Raw genomic sequence first — 25,059 nt, 5'->3', positions numbered from 1 at the left:
GGGGGTCGTCGGTGAGCGGGCCGGTCGTCAGTGGGCGGGCTTGAGGGGGAGCAGGGCGCTGATCCGGAAGCCGCCGCCGGGACGCGGGCCCGCGTCCAGCGTGCCGCCGACCATGCCGACCCGCTCCCGCATGCCGATCAGACCGTGGCCGCGGCCGTCGGCTCCCCCGTCCTCGTACATCTCCTGCGGCGCGCCCCGGCCGTCGTCCTCGACGAGCAGTCCGAGGCCGTCGTCGAAGTAGACCAGCCGGACGGCGGCGCCGACGTCGGGACCGCCGTGCTTGCGCGTGTTCGTGAGGGCTTCCTGCACGATGCGGTACGCGGTGAGCTCGACGCCGCTGGGCAGCGGCCGCGGGCTTCCCTCGATCGCGAAGTCCACGGTGAGTCCGGCGCTCCGCACCTGCTCGACGAGGTCCCCGATCTGCTGCACGTCGGGCTGGGGCACGTACTCCCCGGCCTCCTGGTGCTCGCCGGTGCGCAGGATGCCGAGGAGTCTGCGCATCTCGGCGAGCGCCTGCCGGCCCGTGGTGGAGATGGTGTCGAGGGCCTGCTTCGCGGTCTCCGGGGAGGAGTCCATGACGTAGGCCGCTCCGTCTGCCTGCACCACCATCACCGACACGTTGTGCGCGACGACGTCGTGCAGCTCGCGGGCGATCCGGGCGCGCTCGGCGGCGACCGCGACCTTGGCCTGCGCCTCGCGCTCCTGCTCAAGGCGGGAGGCCCGCTCCTCCAGCTGCGCGAAGTACGCGCGGCGGGTGCGGAGCGAGTCGCCGAGGACCCAGGCGAGCGCGAACGGCACGGTCATGATGACCGTGAAGAAGACCTTGGCCACCCCGGAGTCGGTGCCCTCTATGGGCCATCTCAGCTGCGAGACCGGGGAGGCGCAGAGCCCGCCGATGAGCGCGAGCCGGGACGCCCAGCGGGGTCCGTCGTGCGCCGCGACAGCGAAGATGATCATGAGCATGGCGAAGTCGGCCAGGAACGGCCTCAGGCCGAAGACGAGCTGCGCGACCCCGAGACCGCCCGCGAGCAGCAGCATCTTCTCCGGTGCTCTCCGCCGCAGGGCCACGACCAGGGAGAAGAGCGCGGCCACGAGACCGTACGCGACGGGGTGGTCCACCGCCGGGTAGGTCGTCCCCACCCACAGCAGGGAGAACCCGAGGAGGACGACCGCCCAGAAGGTGTCGACGCCCGTCGGGTGTCTGCGGATGAAGTCGTAGAGGCGCTGCACGTCACCCAGAGTAGGGAAGAGCGGGAGGTGCGGGGATCAACCGTGGGGTCGATCCTTGGCGCGGGGCCCGTACTCCCCGAGGTGGAGACGGGGTGGAGACTGAGCCCCGTGACGGATGAGACGTGTCAGTGGCAGGGGTGGCGGGAGGCCACGGAACGGGCGCTGTACGGCCCCGGCGGCTTCTATCTGCGCCCCGAGGGCCCCGCGGGCCACTTCCGCACCTCGGTGCACGCCTCCCCGCTCTTCGCGGCGGCCGTGGCCCGGCTCCTCGGCGAGGTGGCGGAGGAGCTGGGGACGGCCGAGGTCGACCTCGTGGACGTGGGCGCGGGACGCGGCGAGCTGCTGACGGCGGTGCTCGCGTCGGTCGGGGACTCGCTGTCGGTACGGGCGTACGCGGTCGAGCGCGCCGCCCGCCCGGCCGGGCTCGACCCACGGGTGGAGTGGACGGACCGGGTGCCGCGGGGCGTGCGGGGGCTGGTCTTCGCGAACGAGTGGCTCGACAACGTGCCGGTGGACGTCGCAGAGGCCGACGCGGAGGGCACGGCCCGGTACGTGGAGGTACGCGCGGACGGCGCCGAGCGGCTCGGCGCGCCCGTCACCGGCCCGGACGCGGAGTGGCTGGCCCGCTGGTGGCCCCTGCGGGAACCGGGGACACGGGCCGAGATCGGCCGGCCACGGGACGAGGCCTGGGCGGCGGCGGTCGGCTGCCTGGCGGCGGGCCGGGCGGTGGCCGTGGACTACGCGCACGTACGGGACACCCGGCCGCCCTTCGGCTCCCTCACGGGCTTCCGTGGCGGCCGCGAGGTCCCTCCGGTCCCGGACGGCAGCTGCGACGTGACGTCCCATGTGGCACTGGACGCGTGCGGAGTCGCTCCGCGGGAGCTGCCGGTCGCGGCACGGGACGCGTGCGGAGTCGCCCCGCGGGAGCTGCCGCTCGCGGCACGGGACACACGCGGAGTCGCTCCGCGGGAGCTGCCGGTCGCCGAGCTCGTCACGCAGCGGGAGGCGCTGCGGCGACTCGGGGTGTCCGGCTCGCGGCCACCGCTCGCGCTGGCCTCCACGGATCCCGCCGGATACGTCCGGGCGCTCGCCTCAGCCGGCGAGGGGGCCGAACTGACGGCGCGGGGCGGCCTGGGCGACTTCCTGTGGCTGACGCAACGGGTCCCGGCCCCTCCGGCCCCCTGACGGCCCGCGCCGCGTGCACCCGCCCCCGCCGGACAGTTGCCCGCACGGACCGCGAGGGCACCGCCACCCGCCCCCGGGAGATACTGGCCGCATGACGGAGACGACGGTCGGTATCGGCGGGGCGGCGGAGAGCACCGACATGGTGCTGAACATCGGGCCGCAGCATCCCTCGACCCATGGCGTGCTCCGGCTCCGGCTCGTGCTCGACGGCGAGGTCGTCCGGCAGGCCGAGCCGGTCATCGGCTACATGCACCGCGGTGCGGAGAAGCTCTTCGAGGCGCGGGACTACCGGCAGATCATCATGCTGGCCAACCGTCACGACTGGCTCTCCGCCTTCTCCAACGAGCTCGGCGTGGTCATGGCCGTCGAGCGGATGCTGGGCATGGAGGTCCCGGAGCGCGCGGTGTGGACCCGTACGCTCCTCGCCGAGCTGAACCGGGTCCTCAACCACCTGATGTTCCTCGGCTCGTACCCCCTCGAACTGGGCGGGATCACCCCGGTCTTCCACGCCTTCCGGGAGCGGGAGGAGCTCCAGGCGGTGATGGAGGAGGTCTCCGGCGGCCGCATGCACTACATGTTCAACCGGGTCGGCGGCCTCAAGGAGGACCTGCCCGCGGGCTGGCTCGGGCGGGCACGGCAGGCCGTCGCGGACGTGCGGTCGCGGATGGACGTGTACGACCGGCTGGTCCTCGGCAACGAGATCTTCCGGGGCCGTACCCGGGGGGTCGGCGTGCTGACCCCGGCCGCGGTCCACGCGTACGGGGTGTCGGGGCCCATCGCGCGCGCCTCGGGCGTCGACTTCGACCTGCGCCGCGACGAGCCGTACCTGGCGTACGGGGAGCTCCAGGACACGCTGCGGGTCGCGGTGCGCGAGGAGGGCGACTGCCTGGCCCGGTTCGAGTGCCTCCTTGAGCAGACGCACAACTCCCTGGACCTGGCGGACGCCTGTCTTGACCGGATGGCGGAGCTGCCGCCGGGGCCGATCAACCAGCGGCTTCCGAAGGTGCTCAAGGCGCCGGAGGGCCACACGTACGCGTGGACCGAGAACCCGCTCGGCGTCAACGGCTACTACCTGGTGTCCAAGGGCGAGAAGACCCCGTACCGGCTGAAGCTGCGCTCGGCCTCGTTCAACAACATCCAGGCGCTCGTGGAGCTGCTGCCGGGGACGCTCGTCGCCGACATGGTGGCGATCCTGGGTTCGCTGTTCTTCGTCGTCGGCGACATCGACAAGTAGCCGGCGCGCGGCGGGGGCTCAGGGCCCCCAGCGCATCACGGCGTACTCCCGCTCCTCCGTGCCGGGCGTCCGCCGGTCGACGGTGCTCCAGCCCCAGCGCGCGTACCGGTCCGTCAGTTCCGGTACGTCGAGGGTCATCAGGAGCGCGGGCCCGGGCGTCCCGACCACGAGCAGCGCGTCGTGGAGGTGCTTGCCGATGCCCTGGCCCTGGTGGGCCGGGGCGACGGCGAGTTCGGCGAGCTCGAAGACCGGGGCGCCGCCGGACAGGGCCGTGTCGTTCCATCCGGCCGCGAAGCCGAGGAGGGTGTCGTCCGGGGCGAGCGCGATCACCCCGGTGAACGCGTCCTTCCGCGCGGCCGCGTCGAGCAGCCTGTCCACGGTCCGTACGGCGCTGAGCGGCGGCTCGTGCCAGGGAGCGCCGCAGAACGCCTGGGCGCACAGGGCCAGCAGTTCGTCGCGGCGGCGGATGCCCTCGCCGACCGGGAGGTCGGTGAGGCGGTACGTCACGAGTTCACCGCTCCCCGCAGTTCGGCGACGTCGAGCTGCTCGGTCTCGTCGTGCGCGGTCAGGTCGATGACCTGGCCGATCGCCTGGCCGGGGGCCGTGAGGCGGGGGGCGAGCGGGTTCCCCGCGGGCGTGCCGGCCGACGTGCCGGGCGCGACCGGGGTGAGGAGCGAGGCACCGAGCGCGGTCCGGGCGGCCAGGGCCTCTTCGAGGACCTCCTCGCCCACGACGTCGGCGAGGTCCGTGTTCTGCACGGCCTCGATGGCCTCCGCCGCCTTCTGCGTACCGAAGAAGTCGAAGCCGCCCTCGGGGCGCGGGACGGGCCTGCGGGCCGCGTACGGGACGATCGCGGCGGCGGTCGGGACGGCCGGCACCCTCGTGGACGCGGGCGGGACCGGCGCGGCCGGCGGCAGCGCGAGGGCGGGGGCGGCCGGGCGGGTGTGCTCGGTTCCGGCGGCCGCCGCGTGCTTCCCCTGCGGTTCCTCCGTCTCACGGGCCCGCTCGGCGAGGTCGCGGGCGCGGGCCGCCTCGGCGGTGCGGCGGGCCTGCTGCGCGGCGGCGTTGCGCGGGAGGTCGCGGAGCGCCTGGGCCGCGCGGCGGAAGGCCTCGGGGGTGGGAGAGGAGCCGCCGGCGGTCAGCGCCTTGGCGGCGGCCGTGCCGGACCCCGTGCCGTCGGCCGTGCCGGTGGTCTCCAGGGCGAGGACGCGTCGGCCCTCCAGGGCGCTGGCCCGCTCGGTCTCCGCGGTGGCGTACCGCCGGAGCAGGTCGGCGTGCTCCCCGCGAAGGGCGGCGAGCTCCACGCGCTTGGAGCGGAGCTTGGCGTCGAGCCGGGCGCGCAGCGCGCGGGACTCCTCCAGGTCGGACTCCAGCTCGGCGGTCCGCTCCTCGGCCTTCCACTGGTCGGCGGTGCGGGCCCGGTCGAGCTCGGCGACCTTCAGACCGGCGCCCCGGTCCCAACTGCGCATGAGGACGGCACCGGTGACGGCGGCGGCCGCCGCCGCCGCGGCGAGCAGCCGCACGACCACGAGGTCGCCGGGCAGCCAGGAGGCCGCGGCGCACACGACCGCGGCGCCGGCGACCGCGGAGGGCGGCAGCAGCTTGTGCAGAGGCGGGGAATGGCGGTGGCGTCCACGTGGCATGGCCTGAAATTTACCGTGCGTAGGCGTCGTGTGGGGCGTCGGCCCGGTAATCTCTTGGCCACTTCTCGCCGTCAGAAGTGGATATCCACCGTTCCGGTTCCGCTTCGGGCCGACTCCCCTCACCCGGGAACTACTTGTCGAGCAGCCCCTTCGCCGTCAGATACTCCTTGGCGACGTCCTCCGGCTTCGCCCGCTCGGCGTCCACCTTGCGGTTGAGTTCGGCGAGATCCGCTGTGGTCAGCACCTTGGTGATCTTGTCGAGTGCGGCGGCTATCTCGGGGGAACCCGCGTCCTTCGCGTTGACCACGGGCAGGACGTTGTCGGCGTTCTGCAGCTTCTTGTCGTCGTCGAGGAAGACGAGGCCGTAACTGTCGAGGGTGGCGTCCGTGGTGGTCGTCAGGACCAGCTGGTCCACCCCGTCCTTGACCGCCTGCTTGGCCTGCGGGGTGCCGACCCCCTTGGGGTCGATCCCGGTCACGTCGATCCCGTACGTCTTCTTCAGACCCGGCGCGCAGAAGGGCCGTACCGCGCATTCGTCACCGGCGGCGATCTTCACCTTCAGCTTCGCGCGGCCGAGATCGGAAAGCGTCCTCAGCTTGTTCTTCTCGGCGAATTCCTTGGTCACCGCGAACGCGTTCTGATCGACCGCCTCACCGACCGCGAGCACCTTCAGACCACGCGGTTCGGCGAGCTTCCGCAGCGCCTCGACGGTGGCCGCCGCGTCACCGGAGGCGACCGGCTTCTCCTCGGGCGCCTTCGGCCCGTTCACCTTCGCGTTGAGGAATTCCGCCATCGTCGCCGCGTATTCCGGGAGGACGTCGATCTCGCCCTTCTCGAGGGACGGTTCGTACAGCTCGCGGTTCTTCACCGTGGTGACGGACACGGAGTATCCGGCGTCCCGCAGCGTCTGGGCGTACAGCTCGGCGAGGACCTTGGCCTCGGTGAAGGCCGCCGCGCCGACCACCAGCGAACCCTTCTCCCCCGAGCCCTTCCCCTGGCCCTTCTCCTTGCCCTGCTCCAGGCTGTCACCGCCGCACGCGGCGAGCGCGACGGTCAGCGCCGCCGTACCCAGTACCGCGCCCGCGATACGCGAGACCCTGTTCACGAGATCACCCATCTCCAGTCAGCGTTCGGTCGATCGTTCACGTCGTTCGCGTCGTTCATTTCATTCGCGTCGTTCGCGTCGTTCGCGTCGTTCGAAAAGACGGTCCGCGCCCACGAGGACGCCCTCCACCAGGAGGGCGAGCAGGGCCACGAGCACCGCGCCCGCGACGACCTGCGCGGTGTCGTACGTGGCGAAGCCGGCCGTGATGATCCGGCCGAGGCCTCCCTGCCCGACCATCGCCGCGACGGTCGCCGTGGCGACCACCTGCACCGCGGCCGAGCGCACGCCCGTCATCACCACCGGCCGGGCGAGCGGGAGTTCGACGCGGCGGAAGAGCTGACCGCCCGTCATCCCCATGCCTCTGGCCGCCCGCACCGCGGCCCGGTCCACCTCCCGCACCCCCACGTACGCGTTGGTGAGGAGCGGCGGTATCGCGAAGAGCACGAGAGCCACGACCGTCGGCACATACCCGGCGTTCCGCAGGGGCGACACCATGAACAGGGCCAGGACCGCGAAGACGGGGATCGCCCGCCCCACGTTCGACACGTTCACCGCGAGCGCCCCGCCCCGGCCGAGATGACCGAGCCAGAGCCCGAGCGGCAGCGCGAGCGCCGCGGCGATCAGCAGCGCCGCCCCGCTCACGTACGCGTGCTCGGCGAGCCGCTGCCCGATGCCCTCCTCGCCCGTCCAGTGCGCGCCGGTGGTGAGCCAGCCCCAGGCCTCCGTCACGATGCCCGTCTCACCCACCTCCCGGCGCGGTCCGTATCCGGGTCCAGGGCGTGAGCAGCCGCTGGAGTCCCAGGAGCAACAGGTCGGCGGTGACGGCGAGCACCACGCACAGCACCGAGGCGGCGAGCATCTGCGCCTTGAAGAAGGTGGGCAGCGCCTCCTCGATGAGGTTGCCGAGGCCGCCGCGCCCGACGACCGAACCGATCGTCGTCAGCGCGATCGTGGAGACCGTCGCCATCCTTATTCCGGCCATCAGGACCGGGAGCGCGAGGGGCAGTTCGACCTGCCAGAGCAGCCGCAGTGAGCCGTACCCCATGCCCCGGGCGGCCTCCCGCGTCTCGGCGGGCACCGCGGCGAGGCCCGCGAGCGTGTTCCGCACGAGGATCGTCAGCGCGTACAGCACGAGGCCGGTCACCACGAGCGCCGCCGACAGGCCGAAGAAGGGCAGCAGCAGCGAGAACATGGCGAGCGACGGCACCGTGTAGAGCAGGGTGGTCAGGCCGAGGACCGGTCCCGCGAACCGGGGCCTGGCGCGGACGAGGAGCGCGAGCGGCACCGCGACGGCGAGCGCGATCACCACGGACACGACCGTGATTCCCACGTGCTGGAGCGTGGCGTCCGTCAACTCACCGGCGCGCGTGCGCAGATATTCGCCGCAGATCCAGTCGTTCGTGACCAGACAGTTCGGTGCGCTCATCCGTCCCTCCCCCCGGGGCCGTCGATGCCGTCGATCTTCCCGAACGCATGTCTGACGACCCTAACCCCCGCCACCGACAATCCCCGAGACCCGCCACAATGCGGCAACACGCCCTTCACACACCCCCGGCACCCAGGGGACAGAATGGGGAACCATGATCCGGTTCGAGCACGTGACCAAGCGGTACGCGGACGGCACCACCGCCGTCGACGACCTCTCCTTCGAGGTCGCCGAGGGTGAACTCGTCACCCTCGTCGGGCCGTCCGGCTGCGGCAAGACGACCACGATGATGATGGTGAACCGGCTCGTCGAACCGACCTCCGGCCGCGTCCTCGTCGGCGGCGCGGACATCTCGGGCGTCGACCCCGTCGCCCTGCGCCGCAAGATCGGTTACGTCATCCAGCAGGTCGGGCTCTTCCCCCACCGCACGGTCCTCGACAACACCGCGACCGTCCCGGCCCTCCTCGGCTGGAAGAAGGCGGCGGCACGCGCGCGTGCGGCCGAACTCCTCGATCTCGTCGGCCTCGACCCGGCCGTCTACGGCTCCCGCTACCCCGCCCAGCTCTCCGGCGGCCAGCGCCAGCGCGTCGGCGTCGCCCGCGCCCTCGCCGCCGATCCGCCCGTCCTCCTCATGGACGAGCCCTTCGGCGCCGTCGACCCCGTCGTCCGCGAGCGCCTCCAGAACGAGTTCCTCGCCCTTCAGGCCACGGTCCGCAAGACCGTCCTCCTCGTCACCCACGACATCGAGGAGGCCGTCCGCATGGGCGACCGCATGGCCGTCTACGGGCAGGGCCGCATCGAGCAGTTCGACACCCCCGCCACCGTCCTCGGCGCCCCCGCCACCCCGTACGTCGCGGACTTCGTCGGCAGCGACCGGAGCCTCAAGCGGCTCGCCGTCACCCCCGTCACCGAGGCCGACCTCGACTCCTGGACAGAAGGCACCGAGCGGTACGCCGGAAGCCCCGAGGGCACCCAGGGCGACGCCCGGGTACCCCTCGGGACCTCCCTCAAGGACGCCCTCGCCGTGCTCCTCCAGCACGACACCGGCCGGCTCACCGTCACCGGCGCCGACGGCCGCCCGCTCGGCGTCCTCACCCCGGCGGGCGTCCACCGCGCCCTGCGCCGGGCCACGGTGGAGTAGCCCTCAGGTCGCGCTGAGCTTGCCGCCCATCCAGACCATGCCCGGCGGGATCTCCCTGTTCCACGTGTTGAAGTTGTGGCCGCCGCTCTCCAGCGTGATCGACGAGACCCGCGCCGGGCTCTTCACCTTCTTGATGAAGTCCAGCGTGCCCCGCAGGTTGCCCTCCCCCCGCTTCGACGTCGTCACCAGGAACGACGAGTCGCCCTGCCGCATGTGGTCCAGGCTCCACAGCAGGTCGCCCCGCTTCCGCAGCCGGTCGTCGCCGTGGAAGAGGTCCCCCGTCGTCACGTCCTCCGCCGCGCGGTAGTACGCGGAGAACCCGGCCCCCGCCGCGAACCGGTCCGGGTGGTGCAGGGCGATCTTCAGCGCGCAGTACCCGCCCGTGGAGTTCCCCATGAACCCCCAGTTCCGGGCCTTCGTCCCCACCCGGTACGTCTCCGAGACCGCCTTCGGCAGGTCCTCCGCGAAGAAGGTCTCCGTCTGCGGTCCCCCGGGCACGTCCACGCACTCGGTGTCCCGCGGGGGCGCCACCGTCGGCCGCAGCATCACCAGGATCATCGGCTGCATCCGCCCCTCCTTCGCCTGGAGGTACGCCGTCTTCGGGTACTTCAACCCCTTGATGAGGTTCTCCGCGGTCCCCGGATACCCCGTGAGCACCACCGAGGCCGGGAAGGTGCGCTTCGCGTACCGCTCCTGGAAGTACTCCGGCGGCAGGTACACATAGGCCGGCGAGACGATCCCCGACCGCTCTCCCGCCACCACGACCTTCTGTATCTGGCCGGCGGTCGCGGGACGCCCGCCGCCCGGCACGTCGAGACCCTGCCTGCCCACCACCCGCAGGTCCTTCGAACCGGCCGCGTGGTCGACGACCACGCCCATGTCCTGCTCCTGCCCGAACAGATCGGCCCACGAGCCGTAGAAGAGGAACGACCGGTTCGCCGCCAGACCCACCGCGGCGAACAGCGCCACCTGGGTCGCGAGAAGCAGCCCCACCCGTCCCACGTACGCCCGCCAGCCACGACGCGCGAGCCGCGGCCACAACCAGACCGTGCCGAGGAACAGCGCCACGGCCAGCACGACCGCGACCACGAGGACTTTGTTGCTGGTGAGACCCATGGGGCGACCGAGCCTTCTTTCCGAGAATTTCCTGTGACCGAATGAACCCGACTCCGCGCGGCTCCGTCCTAGAAGGCGCACCAGCCGGAACAGCCCGCCGAACGCGCCGCAGGGCCGGACCGGAGTCAAAGACCCCTCGCTGGACCACGGGAAGTACGGGAAGCCATGTCTGTCACGCTAGATGGGGACAAATCAGGAATGGTTCCGGTCCGGGTACGCCGGATTCTCCGCGGCCCCCGGCCCGAGAAGGTGCCCGCGATCGTCGGCACGGCCTGCACCCTCATCGGCCTCATCGACATCGCCGCCGGCGTCTTCCCCCGCTTCCGCGCCAGCCGCATGCACGCCATGGCCGAGGTGCTCCCCGGCACCCTCGGCCCCCTCTCCGCCGCCCTCTCCCTCAGCGCCGGCGTCCTCCTCCTGCTCCTCGCCCACGGCCTCAAGCGGCACAAACGCCGTGCCTGGCGCGCCGCCGTCGTCCTCCTGCCCCTCGGCGCCGCCGCCCAGTTCGTCTGGCGCCACTCCGTCCTCGGCGCCCTCCTCTCCCTCGTACTCCTCGCCCTCCTCCTCCGCCACCGGGCCGAGTTCGCCGCCCTCCCCGACCCGCGGAGCCGCTGGCGCGCACTCGCCAACTTCGTCGTCATGGGCGGCGGATCCATCGCCCTCGGCCTCGTCATCGTCAGCGCCCACCCGCGCCGCGTCATCGGCAGCCCCAGCCTCTCGGACCGCCTCGAACACGTCCTCTACGGACTCTTCGGCGTCGAGGGCCCCGTCGGCTACAGCAACGGCGTGGACTGGACCGTCGGCTACTCCCTCGGCGCCCTCGGCATGCTCACCGCCCTCACCACCATCTACCTGGCCTTCCGCCCCGAACACCCCGCCGCCCGCCTCACCGACGACGACGAGACCCGGCTGCGCGCCCTCCTCGACCAGCACGGCGGCCGTGACTCCCTCGGCCACTTCGCCCTCCGCCGCGACAAGGGCGTCGTCTTCTCGCCCAGCGGCAAGGCCGCCGTCTGCTACCGCGTCGTCTCGGGCGTCATGCTCGCCAGCGGCGACCCCATCGGCGACGTCGAGGCCTGGCCCGGCGCCATCGAACGCTTCATGGACGAGGCCAAGGCCCACTCCTGGACCCCCGCCGTCATGGGCTGCTCCGAGACCGGCGGCCAGGTCTGGACCCGCGAGACGGGCCTCGACGCCCTCGAACTCGGCGACGAGGCGGTCGTCGACGTCGCGGATTTCTCCCTCTCCGGACGGGCCATGCGCAACGTCCGCCAGATGGTCAAGCGCATCGAGCGCAACGGCTACACCACCCGGGTCCGCCGCGTCCGTGACCTCGACGACGCCGAACTCGAACGGGTCCGCCGCGCCGCCGCCGACTGGCGCGGCACCGACACCGAGCGCGGCTTCTCCATGGCCCTCGGCCGCATCGGCGCCCCCGGCGACGGCGACGCCGTCATAGCGACCGCCCACAAGACCGACGAGGACGGCTCCGCCTCCCCCTACGGCGACCTGAAGGCGATCATCCACTTCGTCCCGTGGGGCCCCGACGGCATGTCCCTCGAACTCATGCGCCGCGACCGCTCCGCCGACCCCGGCATGAACGAGCTCCTCATCGTCGCCGCCCTCCAGGCCTCCCCCGGCCTCGGCATCGCGCGCGTGTCCCTGAACTTCGCCATGTTCCGCTCCGCCCTCGCCCGCGGCGAGAAGATCGGCGCCGGACCCGTCCTGCGCGTCTGGCGCGGACTCCTCGTCTTCCTCTCCCGCTGGTTCCAGATCGAGTCGCTGTACAAGTTCAACGCCAAGTTCCGGCCACGCTGGGAACCCCGCTTCGTCGTCTACCGCACCAGCCGCGACCTCCCCCGCATCGGCTTCGCCGCCATGCAGGCCGAAGGCTTCGTGAACCTCTCCCTGCCCCGGCCCTTCACCCGCAGGCGCCCCGCCCCGGCCCCCCGGCCCTGCGCCCACATCGTCCCCGCCCCCGCCGAACGCGAGGTCCGCGCGGCCTGATCTCACCCCCGGGCCCTACGCTGGACACATGAGTACGACGATCGACCGGGGCACCGCCCGGGGCCTGCCCGAGTGGGACCGCTGCGCGGTCATGGGCGTGGTCAACGTGACGCCCGACTCCTTCTCCGACGGCGGCCGCTGGTTCGACACCACGGCCGCCGTCAAGCACGGCATCGAACTCGTCGCCGAGGGCGCCGACCTCGTCGACGTCGGCGGCGAGTCCACCCGGCCCGGCGCCAGCCGCGTCGACGAGGAGGAGGAGCTCCGCCGCGTCGTCCCCGTCGTCCGCGGCCTCGCCGCCGAAGGCGTCACCGTCTCCGTCGACACCATGCGCGCCGGCGTCGCCGCCCGCGCCGTCGAAGCGGGCGCCGTCCTCGTCAACGACGTCAGCGGCGGCCTCGCCGACCCCGGAATGGTCCCCGCCGTCGCCGCCGCCGAGGTCCCCTTCGTCGTCATGCACTGGCGCGGATTCAGCCAGAACATGAACAGCCTCGCCGTGTACGACGACGTCGTCACCGAGGTCGTCGGCGAACTCCGCGCCCGCCTGGAAGCCGTCGTCGACGGCGGCATCGACCCCGAGCGCATCGTCGTCGACCCCGGCCTCGGCTTCGCCAAGCTCGCTCCGCACGACCTCGCCCTCGTCGCCCACCTCCCCGAGCTCCGCGCCCTCGGCCGCCCCCTCCTGGTCGCCGCCTCCCGCAAGCGCTTCCTCGGCCATGTCCTCGCCCGCGAGGGCGCCGCCCCACCGCCGGCCCGTGAACGCGACGCCGCCACCGCGGCCGTCTCCGCCCTCGCCGCCCACGCGGGCGCGTGGGCCGTCCGCGTCCACGAGGTCAGGGCCACCGCCGACGCCGTACGGGTCGCCCGGGCCGTCGAGGGAGCCGCATGAACCGGGAGGACTGGACGGAGGACGGGGAGAGCGGGCACGACGACGAGCCCCGGGGCACCCGCGGCGCCGACGAGAGGGCCGTCGAAGCCGCCAACACCGCCTTCTACGAGGCCATGGAGACCGGCGACTTCGAAGGCGTCGCCGACCTCTGGCTCGACGACGGCGCCACCCCCATCACCTGCGTCCACCCCGGCTGGCCCGTCCTCACCGGCCGGGGCGAGGTGCTCCGCTCGTACGCGCTGATCATGGCGAACACCGAGTACATCCAGTTCTTCCTCACCGACCTGAAGATCTCCCTCGCCGGCGGCACCGCCGTCGTCACCTGCACCGAGAACATCCTCAGCGGCGGCCCCGCCGAGGACGGCGCCGCGCTCGGCCCGCTCGTCGGCCAGCTCGTCGTCGCCACCAATGTGTTCCGTCACACACCGGACGGCTGGAGGATCTGGTCCCACCACGCCTCTCCCGTCCTGGCGGAGACCGAGGGAACCGAGGACGGCGAGCCCGGCGCGGACGACGCCGAACCGCCGTCCTGACCCCGCCCGCGCCCCCCACGGGCAAGCGCTGTCGGTGCCCGCAGGTAGATTCGACAGTGGACACCCGGCCGTCCGCACCCGGCTGCGTGGCCACCGAACTACGACAGCAGGAGTGATTCGCGTGGATCGTGTCGCGCTGCGCGGCCTCAAGGCCCGGGGCCACCACGGCGTCTTCCCCAAGGAGCGCGAGGAGGGCCAGACCTTCATCGTGGACCTGGTCCTCGGCCTGGACACCCGCCCGGCGGCCGCCGACGACGACCTGACGAAGACCGTGCACTACGGGATCGTCGCCGAAGAGGTCGTCGACGTCGTCCAGGGCGAGCCCGTCGACCTCATCGAAACCCTCGCCGAGCGCATCGCCCAGCAGTGCCTGAGCCACGCCGGGGTCCAGGAGGTGGAAGTCGTCGTCCACAAGCCGGACGCGCCCATCACCGTGCCCTTCGACGACGTGACCATCACGATCACCCGGAGCCGACGATGAAGCCGACGCAGAGCGACCCCACCGTGCAGCCCGTACCGGCCTCGGTCGTCGAGGCCGTCGACGCCGCCGACGTCACGCTCTCCAACCCCCGCTGGGCCGTCCTCGCCCTCGGCGCCAACCTCGGCAACCGCCTGGAGACCCTCCAGGGCGCCGTCGACGCCCTCGCGGACACGCCCGGCCTCCGGGTGAAGGCCGTCTCCCCCGTGTACGAGACGGAGCCCTGGGGCGTCGAGCCCGGCACCCAGCCCTCGTACTTCAACGCGGTCGCGCTGGTGAAGACGACGCTGCCGCCGTCCTCCCTCCTGGAGCGGGCCCACGCCGTCGAAGAGGCCTTCCACCGCGTCCGCGAGGAGCGCTGGGGCGCCCGCACCATCGACGTCGACATCATCGCGTACGCGGACGTCGTCTCCGAGGACCCGGTCCTCACCCTCCCGCACCCCCGCGCCCACCAGCGCGCCTTCGTGCTCGCCCCCTGGCACGACGTCGACCCCGACGCCCGGCTCTCCGGCCACGGCCCCGTGGCGGAGCTCCTCGCCGCGCTCGGCAGCGCGGGCGTCACCCGCCGCGCCGACCTGGAACTCCGTCTCCCCGAGTAGTCGTTACGCTTCGTGGCAGACCGCCCACGACCACGACCGACGACCACGCGAAGGACATCCGGTGAAACAACTGCGGCTGAAGGTGCTCGCCGGACTGTTCCTCGTCGCCGGCATCCTCTCCTGGGGCGGCGCCCGGCTCTGGGACTCGGTCGGCACCCTTCCCAGCGTGCCGATCGCCGCGCCCATCGTCCTCGCCGTGATCGCGGTCGTCCTCACGGCGACGGCCCTCTCGATCCGCTCCCGCCTCAGGGCGCAGCGCGACCGCCGCCCGGGCGCCAAGGGCGTCGAACCCCTGATGGCGGCCCGCGCGGTGGTCTTCGGTCAGGCGAGCGCCCTGGTCGCCTCCCTCGTCGCCGGCATGTACGGCGGCACGGGAGTCTTCCTCCTCGGCTCCCTCGACGTCCCGGCCCGCCGCGACCAGGCGCTCTACGCGGCCCTCGCGGTCGCGGCGGGCATCGCCGTCATCGCCGCCGCCCTCTTCCTTGAGCGCGTCTGCAAGCTCCCGGAGGACGACGACGAAGGCCCGGGCAAGGCCCGGGCCTGAGTCCTCCCCCGCCGTGGCGCCTCAGCGCGCCATGATGAGGCTCATCGCCTCGGCGCGGGTCGCGGGGTCGCGCAGCTGGCCGCGCACGGCCGAGGTGATGGTCTTGGCGCCCGGCTTGCGGATGCCGCGCATCGACATGCACATGTGCTCGCACTCGAAGACCACGATGACGCCGCGCGGCTCCAGCATCTCCATCAGCGAGTCCGCGACCTGGGTGGTGAGACGTTCCTGCACCTGAGGCCGGCGGGCGTAGACGTCGACGAGACGGGCCAGCTTCGACAGGCCGGTGATCTTCCCTGTGGTGGACGGGATGTATCCGACGTGCGCCACCCCGCGGAACGGCACGAGATGGTGCTCGCACGTCGAGTACACCTCGATGTCCTTGACCAGCACCATCTCGTCGTGGCCCAGGTCGAACGTGGTCGTCAGCACGTCCTCGGGCTGCTGCCACAGCCCCGCGAATATCTCCTTGTACGCCCGGGCCACCCGCGCCGGCGTCTCCCTCAGCCCCTCGCGGTCCGGGTCCTCGCCGACCGCGATGAGGAGCTCCCGTACGGCGTTCTCGGCGCGCTTCTCGTCGAACTCGCCGATCGTGCCCTCGCCGTCCAGCGTCACCGGGTCGGTCATCTCTGTGCCTCGTTCCGTATGAACCGTTACGCGAAAAGCCGCGCCCCCACAGGCTAAAACCTGTGGGGGCGCGGCAGCCATTCCGGGGGTCGGGACCTCAGTCCTCCGGGGTCTCCACCGGGGCGATGTCGATGCCCTTGGTGGTGTCGACCGTCGGGGTCGCCGAGCCGTTCGCGCTGTTCGTCAGGGCGAGCTCCTTGGGGGAGAGCACCGGCGGACGCGTGGACGGCGTGCGGCGGGAGGAGCCGGTCCAGGCCGGGCGGGCCGGACGCCTGACGATGGTGGAGAAGATCTCGGCGATCTCCTCCTTGCCCAGCGTCTCCTTCTCCAGGAGGGCGAGGACCAGGTTGTCGAGGACGTCGCGGTTCTCGACGAGGATCTCCCAGGCCTCGTTGTGCGCGGTCTCGATGAGCTTCTTGACCTCTTCGTCGACCAGCGCCGCGACCTCTTCCGAGTAGTCGCGCTGGTGCGCCATCTCACGGCCGAGGAACGGCTCGGTGTTGTCGCCACCGAACTTGATGGCGCCGAGACGCTCGGTCATGCCGTACTGCGTGACCATCGCGCGGGCCGTGGCCGTGGCCTTCTCGATGTCGTTCGCCGCGCCCGTGGTGGGGTCGTGGAAGACGAGCTCCTCCGCAGCGCGGCCGCCCAGCATGTACGCCAGCTGGTCGAGCATCTCGTTGCGGGTGGTCGAGTACTTGTCCTCTTCCGGCAGGACCATCGTGTAGCCCAGAGCACGGCCGCGGGACAGGATGGTGATCTTGTGGACGGGGTCGGAGTTGGGCGAGGCCGCCGCGACCAGGGCGTGTCCGCCCTCGTGGTACGCGGTGATCTTCTTCTCCTTGTCCGACATGATCCGGGTCCGCTTCTGCGGGCCCGCGACCACCCGGTCGATCGCCTCGTCCAGCGAGTGGTTGTCGATCAGCTTCTTGTCCGAGCGGGCGGTGAGGAGCGCCGCCTCGTTGAGGACGTTGGAGAGGTCCGCACCGGTGAAGCCGGGGGTGCGTCGGGCGACGGCGCCGAGGTCGACGTCCGGAGCGACCGGCTTGCCCTTCTGGTGGACCTTGAGGATCTCCAGACGGCCCTGCATGTCCGGACGGTCGACGGCGATCTGCCGGTCGAAGCGCCCGGGGCGGAGGAGCGCCGGGTCGAGGATGTCGGGGCGGTTCGTCGCCGCGATGAGGATGACCCCGCCCTTGACGTCGAAGCCGTCCATCTCGACGAGCAGCTGGTTGAGGGTCTGCTCGCGCTCGTCGTGACCGCCGCCGAGGCCGGCGCCGCGGTGGCGTCCGACGGCGTCGATCTCGTCGACGAAGACGATCGCCGGAGCGTTCGCCTTGGCCTGCTCGAACAGGTCGCGGACCCGGGAGGCGCCGACGCCGACGAACATCTCGACGAAGTCGGATCCGGAGATCGAGTAGAACGGCACGCCGGCCTCGCCGGCGACGGCGCGCGCGAGGAGCGTCTTGCCGGTTCCGGGCGGGCCGTAGAGCAGGACACCCTTGGGGATCTTGGCTCCGACGGCCTGGAACTTCGCGGGCTCCTGGAGGAATTCCTTGATCTCGTGGAGTTCCTCGACGGCCTCGTCCGAGCCGGCGACGTCGGCGAAGGTCGTCTTCGGCGTGTCCTTGGTGATGAGCTTCGCCTTGGACTTGCCGAACTGCATGACGCGGGAGCCGCCGCCCTGCATCTGGTTCATCAGGAAGAGGAAGACGACCACGATGAGGACGAAGGGGAGGAGCGAGAGCAGGATCGAGACGAAGGGCGACTGCTTCGTCGGGGAGACGGTGTAGCCCTTCTCGATCTGCCCGGCCTCGAACTTCTCCTGGAGCTTGTCGGCGAGGTCCACGCCCTGGCTGCCGATGTAGCTGGCCTGGACCTTGCTGCTCTTGTCGATCTTCTGGCCGTCGATGAGCTCGATCTTGACGATCTGCTCATCACCGGTGGTGATCTTTGCCTGCTTGACCTGGTTCTTGTCGATCGCCTGGACGACCTTGCCGGTGTCCACCGTCTTGTAGCCCTCGGACGAGCCGACGACCTGCATCAGCACGACCACGGCGAGGACGGCCAGCACGATCCACATGACCGGCCCACGGAAGTATCGCTTCACGTCCATCCATACGGAGCGAGAACGCTCCGTCCCTCCTGCCCGTAGGAAAATGCTGCTGTGAGAGCTGCTGTGTGAAAAAGCTGTTCTTCGGACGGTACCTCAGCATCGTCGCCCGCGACCGCCTTCCCGTGGTTCAACGGGGGGAAGGCGGTCGGGGTTCCCCGTACAGCCGGTTGTTCAGCCGCCGTAGACGTGCGGGGCGAGCGTGCCGACGAACGGAAGGTTCCGGTACTTCTCCGCGTAGTCGAGGCCGTAGCCGACGACGAACTCGTTGGGGATGTCGAAGCCGATCCACTTGACGTCGATCGCGACCTTGGCGGCCTCGGGCTTGCGCAGCAGCGTGCAGACCTCGAGGGAGGCGGGCTCGCGCGAGCCGAGGTTCGAGAGCAGCCAGGACAGGGTCAGGCCGGAGTCGATGATGTCCTCGACGATCAGGACGTGCTTGCCCTTGATGTCGGTGTCGAGGTCCTTGAGGATCCGGACGACGCCCGAGGACTGGGTGCCGGCGCCGTAGGAGGAGACGGCCATCCAGTCCATGGTGACGGGGGTGGAAAGGGCGCGAGCCAGATCCGCCATCACCATCACGGCGCCCTTGAGGACGCCGACGATGAGCAGGTCCTTGCCCGCGTATTCCGCGTCGATCTTCGCGGCCAGCTCTGCCAGCTTGGCGTCGATCTCTTCCTTGGTGATGAGCACCGACTGGAGGTCGGTGCCCATGTCCTTCTCGTTCACCCGGGTCACTTTCGTTGCAGCGTGCGTCAGCCTTGCCGGATGACCAGTCTGCCACCCTGGCGGCGGGCTTCGACGCGGCCGGGCAGGTTGATGGCCCCCTGGCCGCGCCAGCCGGTGATGAGCCGGTCGACTTCCTCGATGTGCCGGGCGAAGAGGGAGCCGGCGGGTGCGCCCTCGGCGATGACGGCCCGGCGCAGGACCCGGCGGCGCACGGCCGGGGGCAGCCCGAAGAGCTTGGCGCATTCGAGGGCGCCGGCGTCGTCGCGTACGGAGGTCTCGGCGTCGGCGGCCCAGGTGTCAAGGGCGTCGGCGTCGTCGCGGGAGAGCTGGGCCGTTCGGGCGAGGGCTTCGACGACGCCTTTCCCGAGGGCCTTCTCGAGGGCGGGGAGGCCCTCGTGGCGGAGCCGGGAGCGGGTGTAGGCGGGGTCGCTGTTGTGGGGGTCGTCCCAGACGGCGAGCTCCTGCGCGACGCAGGCCTTGCGGACGGTCTGGCGGTCGAGCTGGAGGAAGGGGCGCCGGTAGCGGCCGGCGGCGCCGGAGACGGCGGCCATGCCGGAGAGCGAGCGGATGCCGGAGCCACGGGCGAGGCCGAGGAGGACGGTCTCGGCCTGGTCGTCGCGGGTGTGGCCGAGGAGGACCGCGGCGGCTCCGTGGCGTTCGGCGGTGGCGTCGAGCGCCGCGTACCGCGCGTCGCGGGCGGCGGCCTCGGGGCCTCCCTCGCGGCCGACGGTGACGGCGACGGCCTCGACGGGGGTGAGGCCGAGGGCGGTCATGCGGCCGGCGACCTCGTCGGCGCGGGTGTCGGAGCCGTGCTGGAGTCCGTGGTCGACGGTGACGCCGCCGGCGCGCACGGGAAGCTTGCGGGCCTCGAAGGCCAGGGCGGAGGCGAGCGCCATGGAGTCGGCACCTCCGGAGCAGGCGACGAGCACGAGGGGGGTGTGCGCGTCGTCCGTGGTGGTGTGTTCGGAGAGGACGTCGTGGAGTACGCGGCGGACCGCCAGGCGTATCGCCGCGACCGCAGGATGGGGACCCATGTCCGGTGCCCTTCGTGATGGGGGTGGAGTGCCTCGGTCGGAGTCTTAACGGTCGGAAAGGGGGGTTCGGTCACTCAGAGTGCGTCGATGGTGACAGAAACCCGGCCGTTACCCGAGCATTGCACGCCTCACCCCGTGGTCAGGGTCCCTCGGATGGGTGATTGGTGGGGTCTTCCGACGTGTTCCCGTGTCGTGTGCCGCATCCGTCTCACGAGTCTGCCTTACGGTGCACCCTCGCGATCCAGTCGGCGGGGGCGGCGATCTCGGTCTTGGTGGGGAGAGTGTTGGGCGAGGTCCACACGCGGTTGAAGCCGTCCATGCCGACCTGGTCGACGACGGCGCGTACGAAGCGTTCGCCGTCGCGGTACTGGCGCAGTTTGGCGTCGAGGCCGAGGAGCTTGCGGAGGGCGAGGTCGAGGCGGGAGGCGCCGCGGGCCCGTCGCGCCTGGAACTTCTCGCGGATCTCGGCGACGGTGGGGACGACCTGGGGGCCGACGCCGTCCATGACGTAGTCCGCGTGGCCTTCGAGGAGGGACATGACGGCGGTGAGCCGGCCGAGGATCTCGCGCTGTTCGGGGGTCTGGACGAGTTCGACGAGGGACGGGGAGGGCTCGCCCTCCTCGCCCTCGGGGCGGCCGCCGACCAGGGTCTGGGCGGCCTCGCGGAGACGTTCGACGACGGTGCCGGGGTCGACGTCGGTGGCGGCGAGGAACGACTGGATCTCGCCCTGGAGGTGGTCGCGGAGCCAGGGGACGGCGGTGAACTGGGTGCGGTGGGTCTCCTCGTGGAGGCAGACCCAGAGGCGGAAGTCGTGCGGGGTGACGTCGAGTTCGCGTTCGACGTGGACGATGTTCGGGGCGACGAGGAGGAGGCGTCCGCCGCCGTTGGCTCCGGCGGGGAGTTCGCGGGTGGCGGGGGCGAAGGTCTCGTACTGGCCGAGGATGCGGGAGGCCAGGAAGGACAGGAGCATGCCGAGTTCGACGCCGGTGACCTTGCCGCCGACGGCGCCGAGGACGGCGCTGCCCGGGGTCGCGGAGCGGCGTTCCTGCATCTTGCCGAGGAGCGGGGTGAGGAGTTCGCGGAAGCCGGCGACGTTGGCCCTGATCCAGCCGGCCCGGTCGACGACGAGGACCGGGGTGTCGGGGACGGCGTGGGCGTCGGGGCCCTCCGGGATCATCCGCGTGTAGGCGCGGACGTGTTCCTCGGAGGCCTTGGCGTGCCTGCGGAGTTCGGCGACGACCTCGCGGGCCTCGTCGCGGCTGACTTCGGGTCCTGGCCGCACGAGGCGGGTCGCGGTCGCGACCGCGAGGTTCCAGTCGACCATCCCGGATGTGCCTGCGCCACCGATGCTCGTCATGCGTCAACCGTACGGTCTCGACGCGTGTTCGGTGAGGGTTCGGAGCGGGTCGGACACGGGTGGGGTACGGGTCGGAGCGGGGCCGGCCGGCGGTCAGCGCTGCCCGGCGAGGGCGGCGGAGAGCCGGTCGAGGGCGGGCTGCGCCTCGTACGGGGAGACGGTGCGGCCGGCGAGGAACGCGAAGGCGAGGAGGCGTCCGTCGGCGGTGACGACGGTCCCGGCGAGCGTGTTGACGCCGGTGAGGGTGCCCGTCTTGGCGCGGACGAGTCCGGCGCCGGCGGTGGCGGGTGCGGTGTCGAAACGGCCGGCGAGAGTGCCGGTGAAGGCGCCGACGGGAAGTCCGGTGAGGAGGGGGCGCAGGGCGGGGTGCGCGGGGTCGGCCGCTCGGGTGAGCAGTCCGGTGAGGAGCGAGGCGGAGACGCGGTCGCCGCGGTCGAGTCCGCTGCCGTCGGCGAAGCGGGCTCCGGCGACGGGGAGGCCGAGGCGGGCGAGTTCGTCGCGCACGGCCTCGGCGGCGCCGTCGAAGCTCGCGGGCCGCTCGCGAGCGAGGGCGGTCTGCCGGGCGAGGGCCTCCGCGAGGTCGTTGTCGCTGTGGGTGAGGGTCTGCTCGACGAGGTCGGCGAGGGGGGCGGAGTGCGTACGGGCCAGGGGGGCGGCCCGGGGGGTGCGGCCGGGCGCCGGGTCGCCGGTGATCGTGATACCGGCCTCGGTGAGGAGGCCGGCGAAGGCCCTGGCGGTGTCGCCCGCCGGGTCGGCGGTGCGGGGGGCGGGGCCGCCGGTGCTGTCGTCGAGGCGGCCGCCGCGGGTCATGAGGGCGACGACGGGGGCGATGTTCTCGTTGGGGCCGATGGGGTGGAGCGTGGGGCCCGGGTAGAGGGTCGCGTCGTAGGTGAGGCCTACGGAGGTGTGGCCCCGCTTCTTCAGCGCCGCGGCGGTGTCGGCGGCGAGGGCCTTCAGGCGGGCCGGGTCGAGGGTGGGGTCGCCGCCGCCGGTGAGGGTGACGGTGCCGCCGTCGGGGGCCGCGGTGACGGTGGTGGGGATGCGGTGGTCCGGGCCGAGCGCGGAGAGCGCGGCGGCGGCCGTGGCGATCTTGACGGTGGAGGCGGGTGTCATCGGGGTGCCGGCGCCCTCGCCGTAGAGCTGCTCGCCCGTGGCGGTGTCGACGACGGAGGCGGTCCTCAGCGGCCCGAGGCCGGGGTCGGCGAGGAGGGGGACGAGGACGGCGGCGAGGTCCGCGGGGCGACCGGCGGGGGCCGGGGCGTGCAGGGCGGCGAGGACGCCGGGGGCGCTGGGTGCGGGCGCGGGGGGCCGGGGCGCTGCGGGCGCGGGCGGCGGGGCGTGACGCGCGCCACCCGCCACCGGGGCGGCGGCGCGGGCCCGCTCGGCCGTACGCTGACCCGAGTCCCACGGCCCTGCCGCGGTCACCGCGACGGCGGCCAGGGCGAGACCGAGGGCGGCGGAGCCCGCCGTGACCTGCCACATCCTCGGCTCGGGCATTGCTGACCAGCCCCTTTCGCGATCACACACGTGCGTGAGGGACACTTAACCACCGCGCGCCGTCGCGAGCATTCACTTGTGTTGATTCAGGAGGAGCCACCCGTGGAGTTCGACGTTCTCATCGAGATCCCGAAGGGATCGCGGAACAAGTACGAGGTCGACCACGAGACCGGTCGCATCCGTCTGGACCGTCGCCTCTTCACGTCTACGGCCTACCCGACCGACTACGGCTACGTCGAGAACACCCTGGGTGAGGACGGCGACCCGCTGGACGCTCTCGTCATCCTCGACGAGCCGACCTTCCCGGGCTGCCTCATCAAGTGCCGCGCCATCGGCATGTTCCGCATGACGGACGAGGCGGGCGGCGACGACAAGCTGCTGTGCGTCCCGGCCACGGACCCGCGCATGGAGCACCTGCGGGACATCCACCACGTGGCGGAGTTCGACCGCCTGGAGATCCAGCACTTCTTCGAGGTCTACAAGGACCTGGAGCCGGGCAAGTCGGTCGAGGGCGCCGACTGGGTCGGCCGCGCCGAGGCCGAGGAAGAGATCGAGAAGTCCTACGCGCGCGCCAAGGAGCAGGGCGGCCACTGAGCCTCCGCGTCCCGGTAGGCCCCCCGCTTCTCGGCGGGCTTATGTTCTGATCGTGTGACAGGCGGTGCACCTCTGGGGGTGCACCGCCTTTCGCGCGTCCGTCGCATGCCCATACTGGAATCCACGATTCCCTAGGGAGTGAGGCGGAGAGAGCGGTGGCGGAGCCGAACGGCTCGAAGGGCAGTCCGGACGACGCTCCGGAGGACCGCAAGCCCCAGTCGGACGAGGCGCGGAGCGCGTTCGTACCGCCTGCCGGTGTGGAGCAGCCCGCGCCGCCCGAGGAGGAGCATCCGACCTCCGAGTTCGCCCTGCCCGCGGGGCTCACCACGGAGCCGCCGGCCGAGCAGGAGGGCTCGGCCTTCGCGACGCCGGCGACGTACTCGGCGAAGAACTCGCCGCCCGTCTTCACCCCGGCGTACGGGGTGCCTCTGGTGCGGCTTTCGCAGGACGCGCCGTGGCAGGACCGGATGCGGACCATGCTGCGGCTGCCGGTGGGTGAGCGGCCGGTGCCGGAGGCGCGGCACAAGGAGGACGAGTCCGGTCCTTCGGTGCCGCGCGTGCTCGACCTGACCCTGCGCATCGGCGAGCTGCTGCTCGCGGGCGGGGAAGGCGCGGAGGACGTCGAGGCGGCGATGTTCGCGATCTGCCGTTCGTACGGTCTCGACCGGGTCGAGCCGACGGTCACGTTCACCCTGCTGTCCGTCACCTACCAGCCGTCCCTGGTGGACGATCCGATCACGGCGAACCGGACGGTACGGCGCCGGGGAACGGACTACACGCGGCTCGCCGCGGTGTACACGCTGCTCGCCGACATCAACGCCCAGGCGCACGAGGTGACGCCGGAGGAGGCGTACCGGCGGCTCGCGGAGATACGGCGCAACCGGCACCCGTATCCGGGATGGGTGCTCACGGCGGCGGCGGGGGTCCTCGCAGGTGCGGCCTCGGTGCTGCTCGGCGGTGGTCCGACGGTCTTCTTCGTGGCGGCCCTCGGCGCGGTGCTCGGCGACCGGCTGGCGTGGTTGTGCGCGGGGCGCGGGCTGCCGGAGTTCTACCAGTTCCTGGTGGCGGCGATGCCGCCGGCGGCGATGGGCGTGCTCCTGACGATGCTGCACGCGGATCTTCGCCCCTCGGCGGTGATCACGGGTGGCCTGTTCGCGCTCATCCCGGGGCGTGCGCTGGTGGCGGCGGTGCAGGACGGTCTCACCGGTTTCTACATCACGGCGTCGGCACGGCTCCTGGAGGTCGCGTACTTCTTCGTCGCGATCGTGGTGGGCGTCCTGTCGGTGCTGTACATCGCCGTGCAGTTCGACGCGGAGCTCAACCCCGAGGGGGCGCCGCAGGCCGTGGAGCGGCCGGTGACGCAGATCCTGGCGTCGATGGTGCTGTGCGCGACCTTCGCGATCCTGCTGCAGCAGTCGCGGGCGACCGTGCTGTTCGCGACGCTGAACGGCGGGGTGGCATGGGTGATCTACGCGTCGATCGCGGTGACGGCGGAGGGTTCGGCGGTCATGGCGACGGCGGTGGCGGCGGGCCTCGTGGGGCTCTTCGGGCAGCTGATCGCCCGCTACGAGCACACCTCGTCGCTGCCGTACGTGACGGCGGCTATCGGGCCGCTGCTTCCCGGTTCGGCGATGTACTTCGGGGTGCTCGCGATCGCCCAGAACAACCTGGACAAGGGCTTCGCCTCGCTGGCGAAGGCGGCGGCCCTGGCCCTGGCGATCGCCATCGGCGTGAACCTGGGAGGCGAGCTGGCCCGCCTCTTCATGCAGGCCCCGGGCGCGGCGGCGGCACGTCGCGCCGCGAAGCGCACCCGGGGGTTCTGACCCGGTCCGGCGCCGGCACCTGGACGGGGCGCCGGCGTCCGGACAGGCACGAGCCAGGCGGGACTTTCCGGACAGGTCCTAGGGGGTGTCTTGTCGATCAGGCCGGATCAGGGAGCGGCGTCTGGTGCCGTGCCTCGCAAGGCGGAGGAGGGAGG

Annotated in this window: 24 protein-coding genes; 11 read left to right on the top strand and 13 right to left on the bottom strand. The window is 72.1% G+C overall.

What is annotated here, in order from left to right; genetic code table 11:
- Positions 1–27 precede the first annotated feature (27 nt).
- On the bottom strand, positions 28–1,230 hold the full coding sequence (locus ACZ4VK_RS33785) for a sensor histidine kinase (protein WP_468360772.1): 1,203 nt from the start codon (positions 1,228–1,230) through the stop codon (positions 28–30).
- Between the two features lie 108 nt (positions 1,231–1,338).
- On the opposite strand from ACZ4VK_RS33785, the gene ACZ4VK_RS33780 reads away from it, so the two are divergent.
- Together ACZ4VK_RS33780 and ACZ4VK_RS33775 are read left to right on the top strand one after the other, a co-directional pair.
- On the top strand, positions 1,339–2,415 hold the full coding sequence (locus tag ACZ4VK_RS33780; protein WP_468360769.1) for an SAM-dependent methyltransferase: 1,077 nt from the start codon (positions 1,339–1,341) through the stop codon (positions 2,413–2,415).
- A gap of 91 nt (positions 2,416–2,506) precedes the next feature.
- Positions 2,507–3,649: an NADH-quinone oxidoreductase subunit D gene (locus ACZ4VK_RS33775; protein WP_468360766.1), complete on the top strand. Its 1,143-nt coding sequence runs from the start codon at positions 2,507–2,509 to the stop codon at positions 3,647–3,649.
- An 18-nt stretch (positions 3,650–3,667) separates the two neighbouring features.
- Here ACZ4VK_RS33775 and ACZ4VK_RS33770 read toward each other — a convergent pair whose 3' ends face one another.
- The 5 genes from ACZ4VK_RS33770 to ACZ4VK_RS33750 all read right to left on the bottom strand — a co-directional run bounded on the left by ACZ4VK_RS33770 (position 3,668) and on the right by ACZ4VK_RS33750 (position 7,823).
- On the bottom strand, positions 3,668–4,156 hold the full coding sequence (locus ACZ4VK_RS33770) for a GNAT family N-acetyltransferase (protein ID WP_468360763.1): 489 nt from the start codon (positions 4,154–4,156) through the stop codon (positions 3,668–3,670).
- Positions 4,153–5,292: a hypothetical protein gene (locus tag ACZ4VK_RS33765; protein ID WP_468360760.1), complete on the bottom strand. Its 1,140-nt coding sequence runs from the start codon at positions 5,290–5,292 to the stop codon at positions 4,153–4,155. Before ACZ4VK_RS33765 ends, ACZ4VK_RS33770 begins: the two co-directional genes overlap by 4 nt.
- 130 nt (positions 5,293–5,422) lie before the next feature.
- Positions 5,423–6,409, bottom strand: a complete 987-nt coding sequence (locus ACZ4VK_RS33760; RefSeq protein ID WP_468360757.1) for an ABC transporter substrate-binding protein — start codon at positions 6,407–6,409, stop codon at positions 5,423–5,425.
- Between the two features lie 48 nt (positions 6,410–6,457).
- Positions 6,458–7,144: an ABC transporter permease gene (locus tag ACZ4VK_RS33755; RefSeq protein ID WP_468360754.1), complete on the bottom strand. Its 687-nt coding sequence runs from the start codon at positions 7,142–7,144 to the stop codon at positions 6,458–6,460.
- Complete coding sequence (locus tag ACZ4VK_RS33750) at positions 7,137–7,823, bottom strand: ABC transporter permease (RefSeq protein WP_468360751.1); 687 nt, start codon at positions 7,821–7,823, stop codon at positions 7,137–7,139. Before ACZ4VK_RS33750 ends, ACZ4VK_RS33755 begins: the two co-directional genes overlap by 8 nt.
- Before the next feature lie 154 nt (positions 7,824–7,977).
- Here ACZ4VK_RS33750 and ACZ4VK_RS33745 point away from each other — a divergent pair, with 154 nt between their 5' ends.
- The gene (locus tag ACZ4VK_RS33745) at positions 7,978–8,964 is read left to right on the top strand and encodes an ABC transporter ATP-binding protein (RefSeq protein WP_468360748.1); all 987 of its coding nucleotides are present in this window, start codon (positions 7,978–7,980) and stop codon (positions 8,962–8,964) included.
- A gap of 3 nt (positions 8,965–8,967) precedes the next feature.
- On the opposite strand, the gene ACZ4VK_RS33740 is transcribed toward ACZ4VK_RS33745, so the two are convergent.
- On the bottom strand, positions 8,968–10,080 hold the full coding sequence (locus ACZ4VK_RS33740; RefSeq protein ID WP_468360745.1) for an alpha/beta hydrolase: 1,113 nt from the start codon (positions 10,078–10,080) through the stop codon (positions 8,968–8,970).
- Positions 10,081–10,245: 165 nt separating this feature from the next.
- Between ACZ4VK_RS33740 and ACZ4VK_RS33735 the strand changes: the two genes are divergently transcribed.
- From ACZ4VK_RS33735 to ACZ4VK_RS33710, 6 genes are all read left to right on the top strand, one after another.
- Positions 10,246–12,087 carry a phosphatidylglycerol lysyltransferase domain-containing protein gene (locus ACZ4VK_RS33735; RefSeq protein WP_468360742.1) on the top strand — a complete coding sequence of 614 codons (1,842 nt, stop codon included), beginning with the start codon at positions 10,246–10,248 and terminating at the stop codon, positions 12,085–12,087.
- A gap of 28 nt (positions 12,088–12,115) precedes the next feature.
- Positions 12,116–12,976, top strand: a complete 861-nt coding sequence (folP, locus tag ACZ4VK_RS33730) for a dihydropteroate synthase (protein ID WP_468360738.1) — start codon at positions 12,116–12,118, stop codon at positions 12,974–12,976.
- Positions 12,973–13,509 (top strand): nuclear transport factor 2 family protein, encoded by a 537-nt coding sequence (locus ACZ4VK_RS33725; protein ID WP_468360735.1) that lies wholly within the window; start codon positions 12,973–12,975, stop codon positions 13,507–13,509. The genes folP and ACZ4VK_RS33725 overlap by 4 nt, the downstream gene beginning before the upstream one ends.
- 121 nt (positions 13,510–13,630) lie before the next feature.
- Positions 13,631–13,990, top strand: coding sequence for a dihydroneopterin aldolase (gene folB / locus ACZ4VK_RS33720; RefSeq protein WP_056569486.1), 360 nt, complete (start codon positions 13,631–13,633; stop codon positions 13,988–13,990).
- Positions 13,987–14,586, top strand: coding sequence for a 2-amino-4-hydroxy-6-hydroxymethyldihydropteridine diphosphokinase (folK, locus tag ACZ4VK_RS33715; RefSeq protein WP_468360730.1), 600 nt, complete (start codon positions 13,987–13,989; stop codon positions 14,584–14,586). Before folB ends, folK begins: the two co-directional genes overlap by 4 nt.
- 61 nt (positions 14,587–14,647) lie before the next feature.
- Positions 14,648–15,130: a DUF3180 domain-containing protein gene (locus ACZ4VK_RS33710; protein ID WP_468360727.1), complete on the top strand. Its 483-nt coding sequence runs from the start codon at positions 14,648–14,650 to the stop codon at positions 15,128–15,130.
- Positions 15,131–15,151: 21 nt separating this feature from the next.
- On the opposite strand, the gene folE is transcribed toward ACZ4VK_RS33710, so the two are convergent.
- The 6 genes from folE to dacB form a co-directional block, all read right to left on the bottom strand.
- Complete coding sequence (gene folE / locus ACZ4VK_RS33705; RefSeq protein ID WP_389680530.1) at positions 15,152–15,757, bottom strand: GTP cyclohydrolase I FolE; 606 nt, start codon at positions 15,755–15,757, stop codon at positions 15,152–15,154.
- 97 nt (positions 15,758–15,854) lie between these two features.
- Complete coding sequence (gene ftsH / locus ACZ4VK_RS33700) at positions 15,855–17,873, bottom strand: ATP-dependent zinc metalloprotease FtsH (protein ID WP_468360723.1); 2,019 nt, start codon at positions 17,871–17,873, stop codon at positions 15,855–15,857.
- Positions 17,874–18,044: 171 nt separating this feature from the next.
- The gene (gene hpt, locus ACZ4VK_RS33695; RefSeq protein ID WP_030219931.1) at positions 18,045–18,584 is read right to left on the bottom strand and encodes a hypoxanthine phosphoribosyltransferase; all 540 of its coding nucleotides are present in this window, start codon (positions 18,582–18,584) and stop codon (positions 18,045–18,047) included.
- Between the two features lie 41 nt (positions 18,585–18,625).
- Complete coding sequence (gene tilS, locus ACZ4VK_RS33690) at positions 18,626–19,633, bottom strand: tRNA lysidine(34) synthetase TilS (protein ID WP_468360720.1); 1,008 nt, start codon at positions 19,631–19,633, stop codon at positions 18,626–18,628.
- A gap of 208 nt (positions 19,634–19,841) precedes the next feature.
- Positions 19,842–20,990 (bottom strand): zinc-dependent metalloprotease, encoded by a 1,149-nt coding sequence (locus ACZ4VK_RS33685; protein WP_468360717.1) that lies wholly within the window; start codon positions 20,988–20,990, stop codon positions 19,842–19,844.
- 93 nt (positions 20,991–21,083) lie between these two features.
- Positions 21,084–22,487, bottom strand: coding sequence for a D-alanyl-D-alanine carboxypeptidase/D-alanyl-D-alanine endopeptidase (dacB, locus tag ACZ4VK_RS33680; protein ID WP_468360714.1), 1,404 nt, complete (start codon positions 22,485–22,487; stop codon positions 21,084–21,086).
- A gap of 102 nt (positions 22,488–22,589) precedes the next feature.
- On the opposite strand from dacB, the gene ACZ4VK_RS33675 reads away from it, so the two are divergent.
- The gene (locus tag ACZ4VK_RS33675; RefSeq protein ID WP_024758444.1) at positions 22,590–23,081 is read left to right on the top strand and encodes an inorganic diphosphatase; all 492 of its coding nucleotides are present in this window, start codon (positions 22,590–22,592) and stop codon (positions 23,079–23,081) included.
- 155 nt (positions 23,082–23,236) lie between these two features.
- Complete coding sequence (locus tag ACZ4VK_RS33670; RefSeq protein ID WP_468360711.1) at positions 23,237–24,904, top strand: threonine/serine exporter family protein; 1,668 nt, start codon at positions 23,237–23,239, stop codon at positions 24,902–24,904.
- The last annotated feature ends 155 nt before the right edge of the window (positions 24,905–25,059 follow it).

This window comes from Streptomyces sp. NPDC028711 (assembly GCF_055565415.1).
This window is presented reverse-complemented; position numbering and strand designations above follow the sequence as displayed.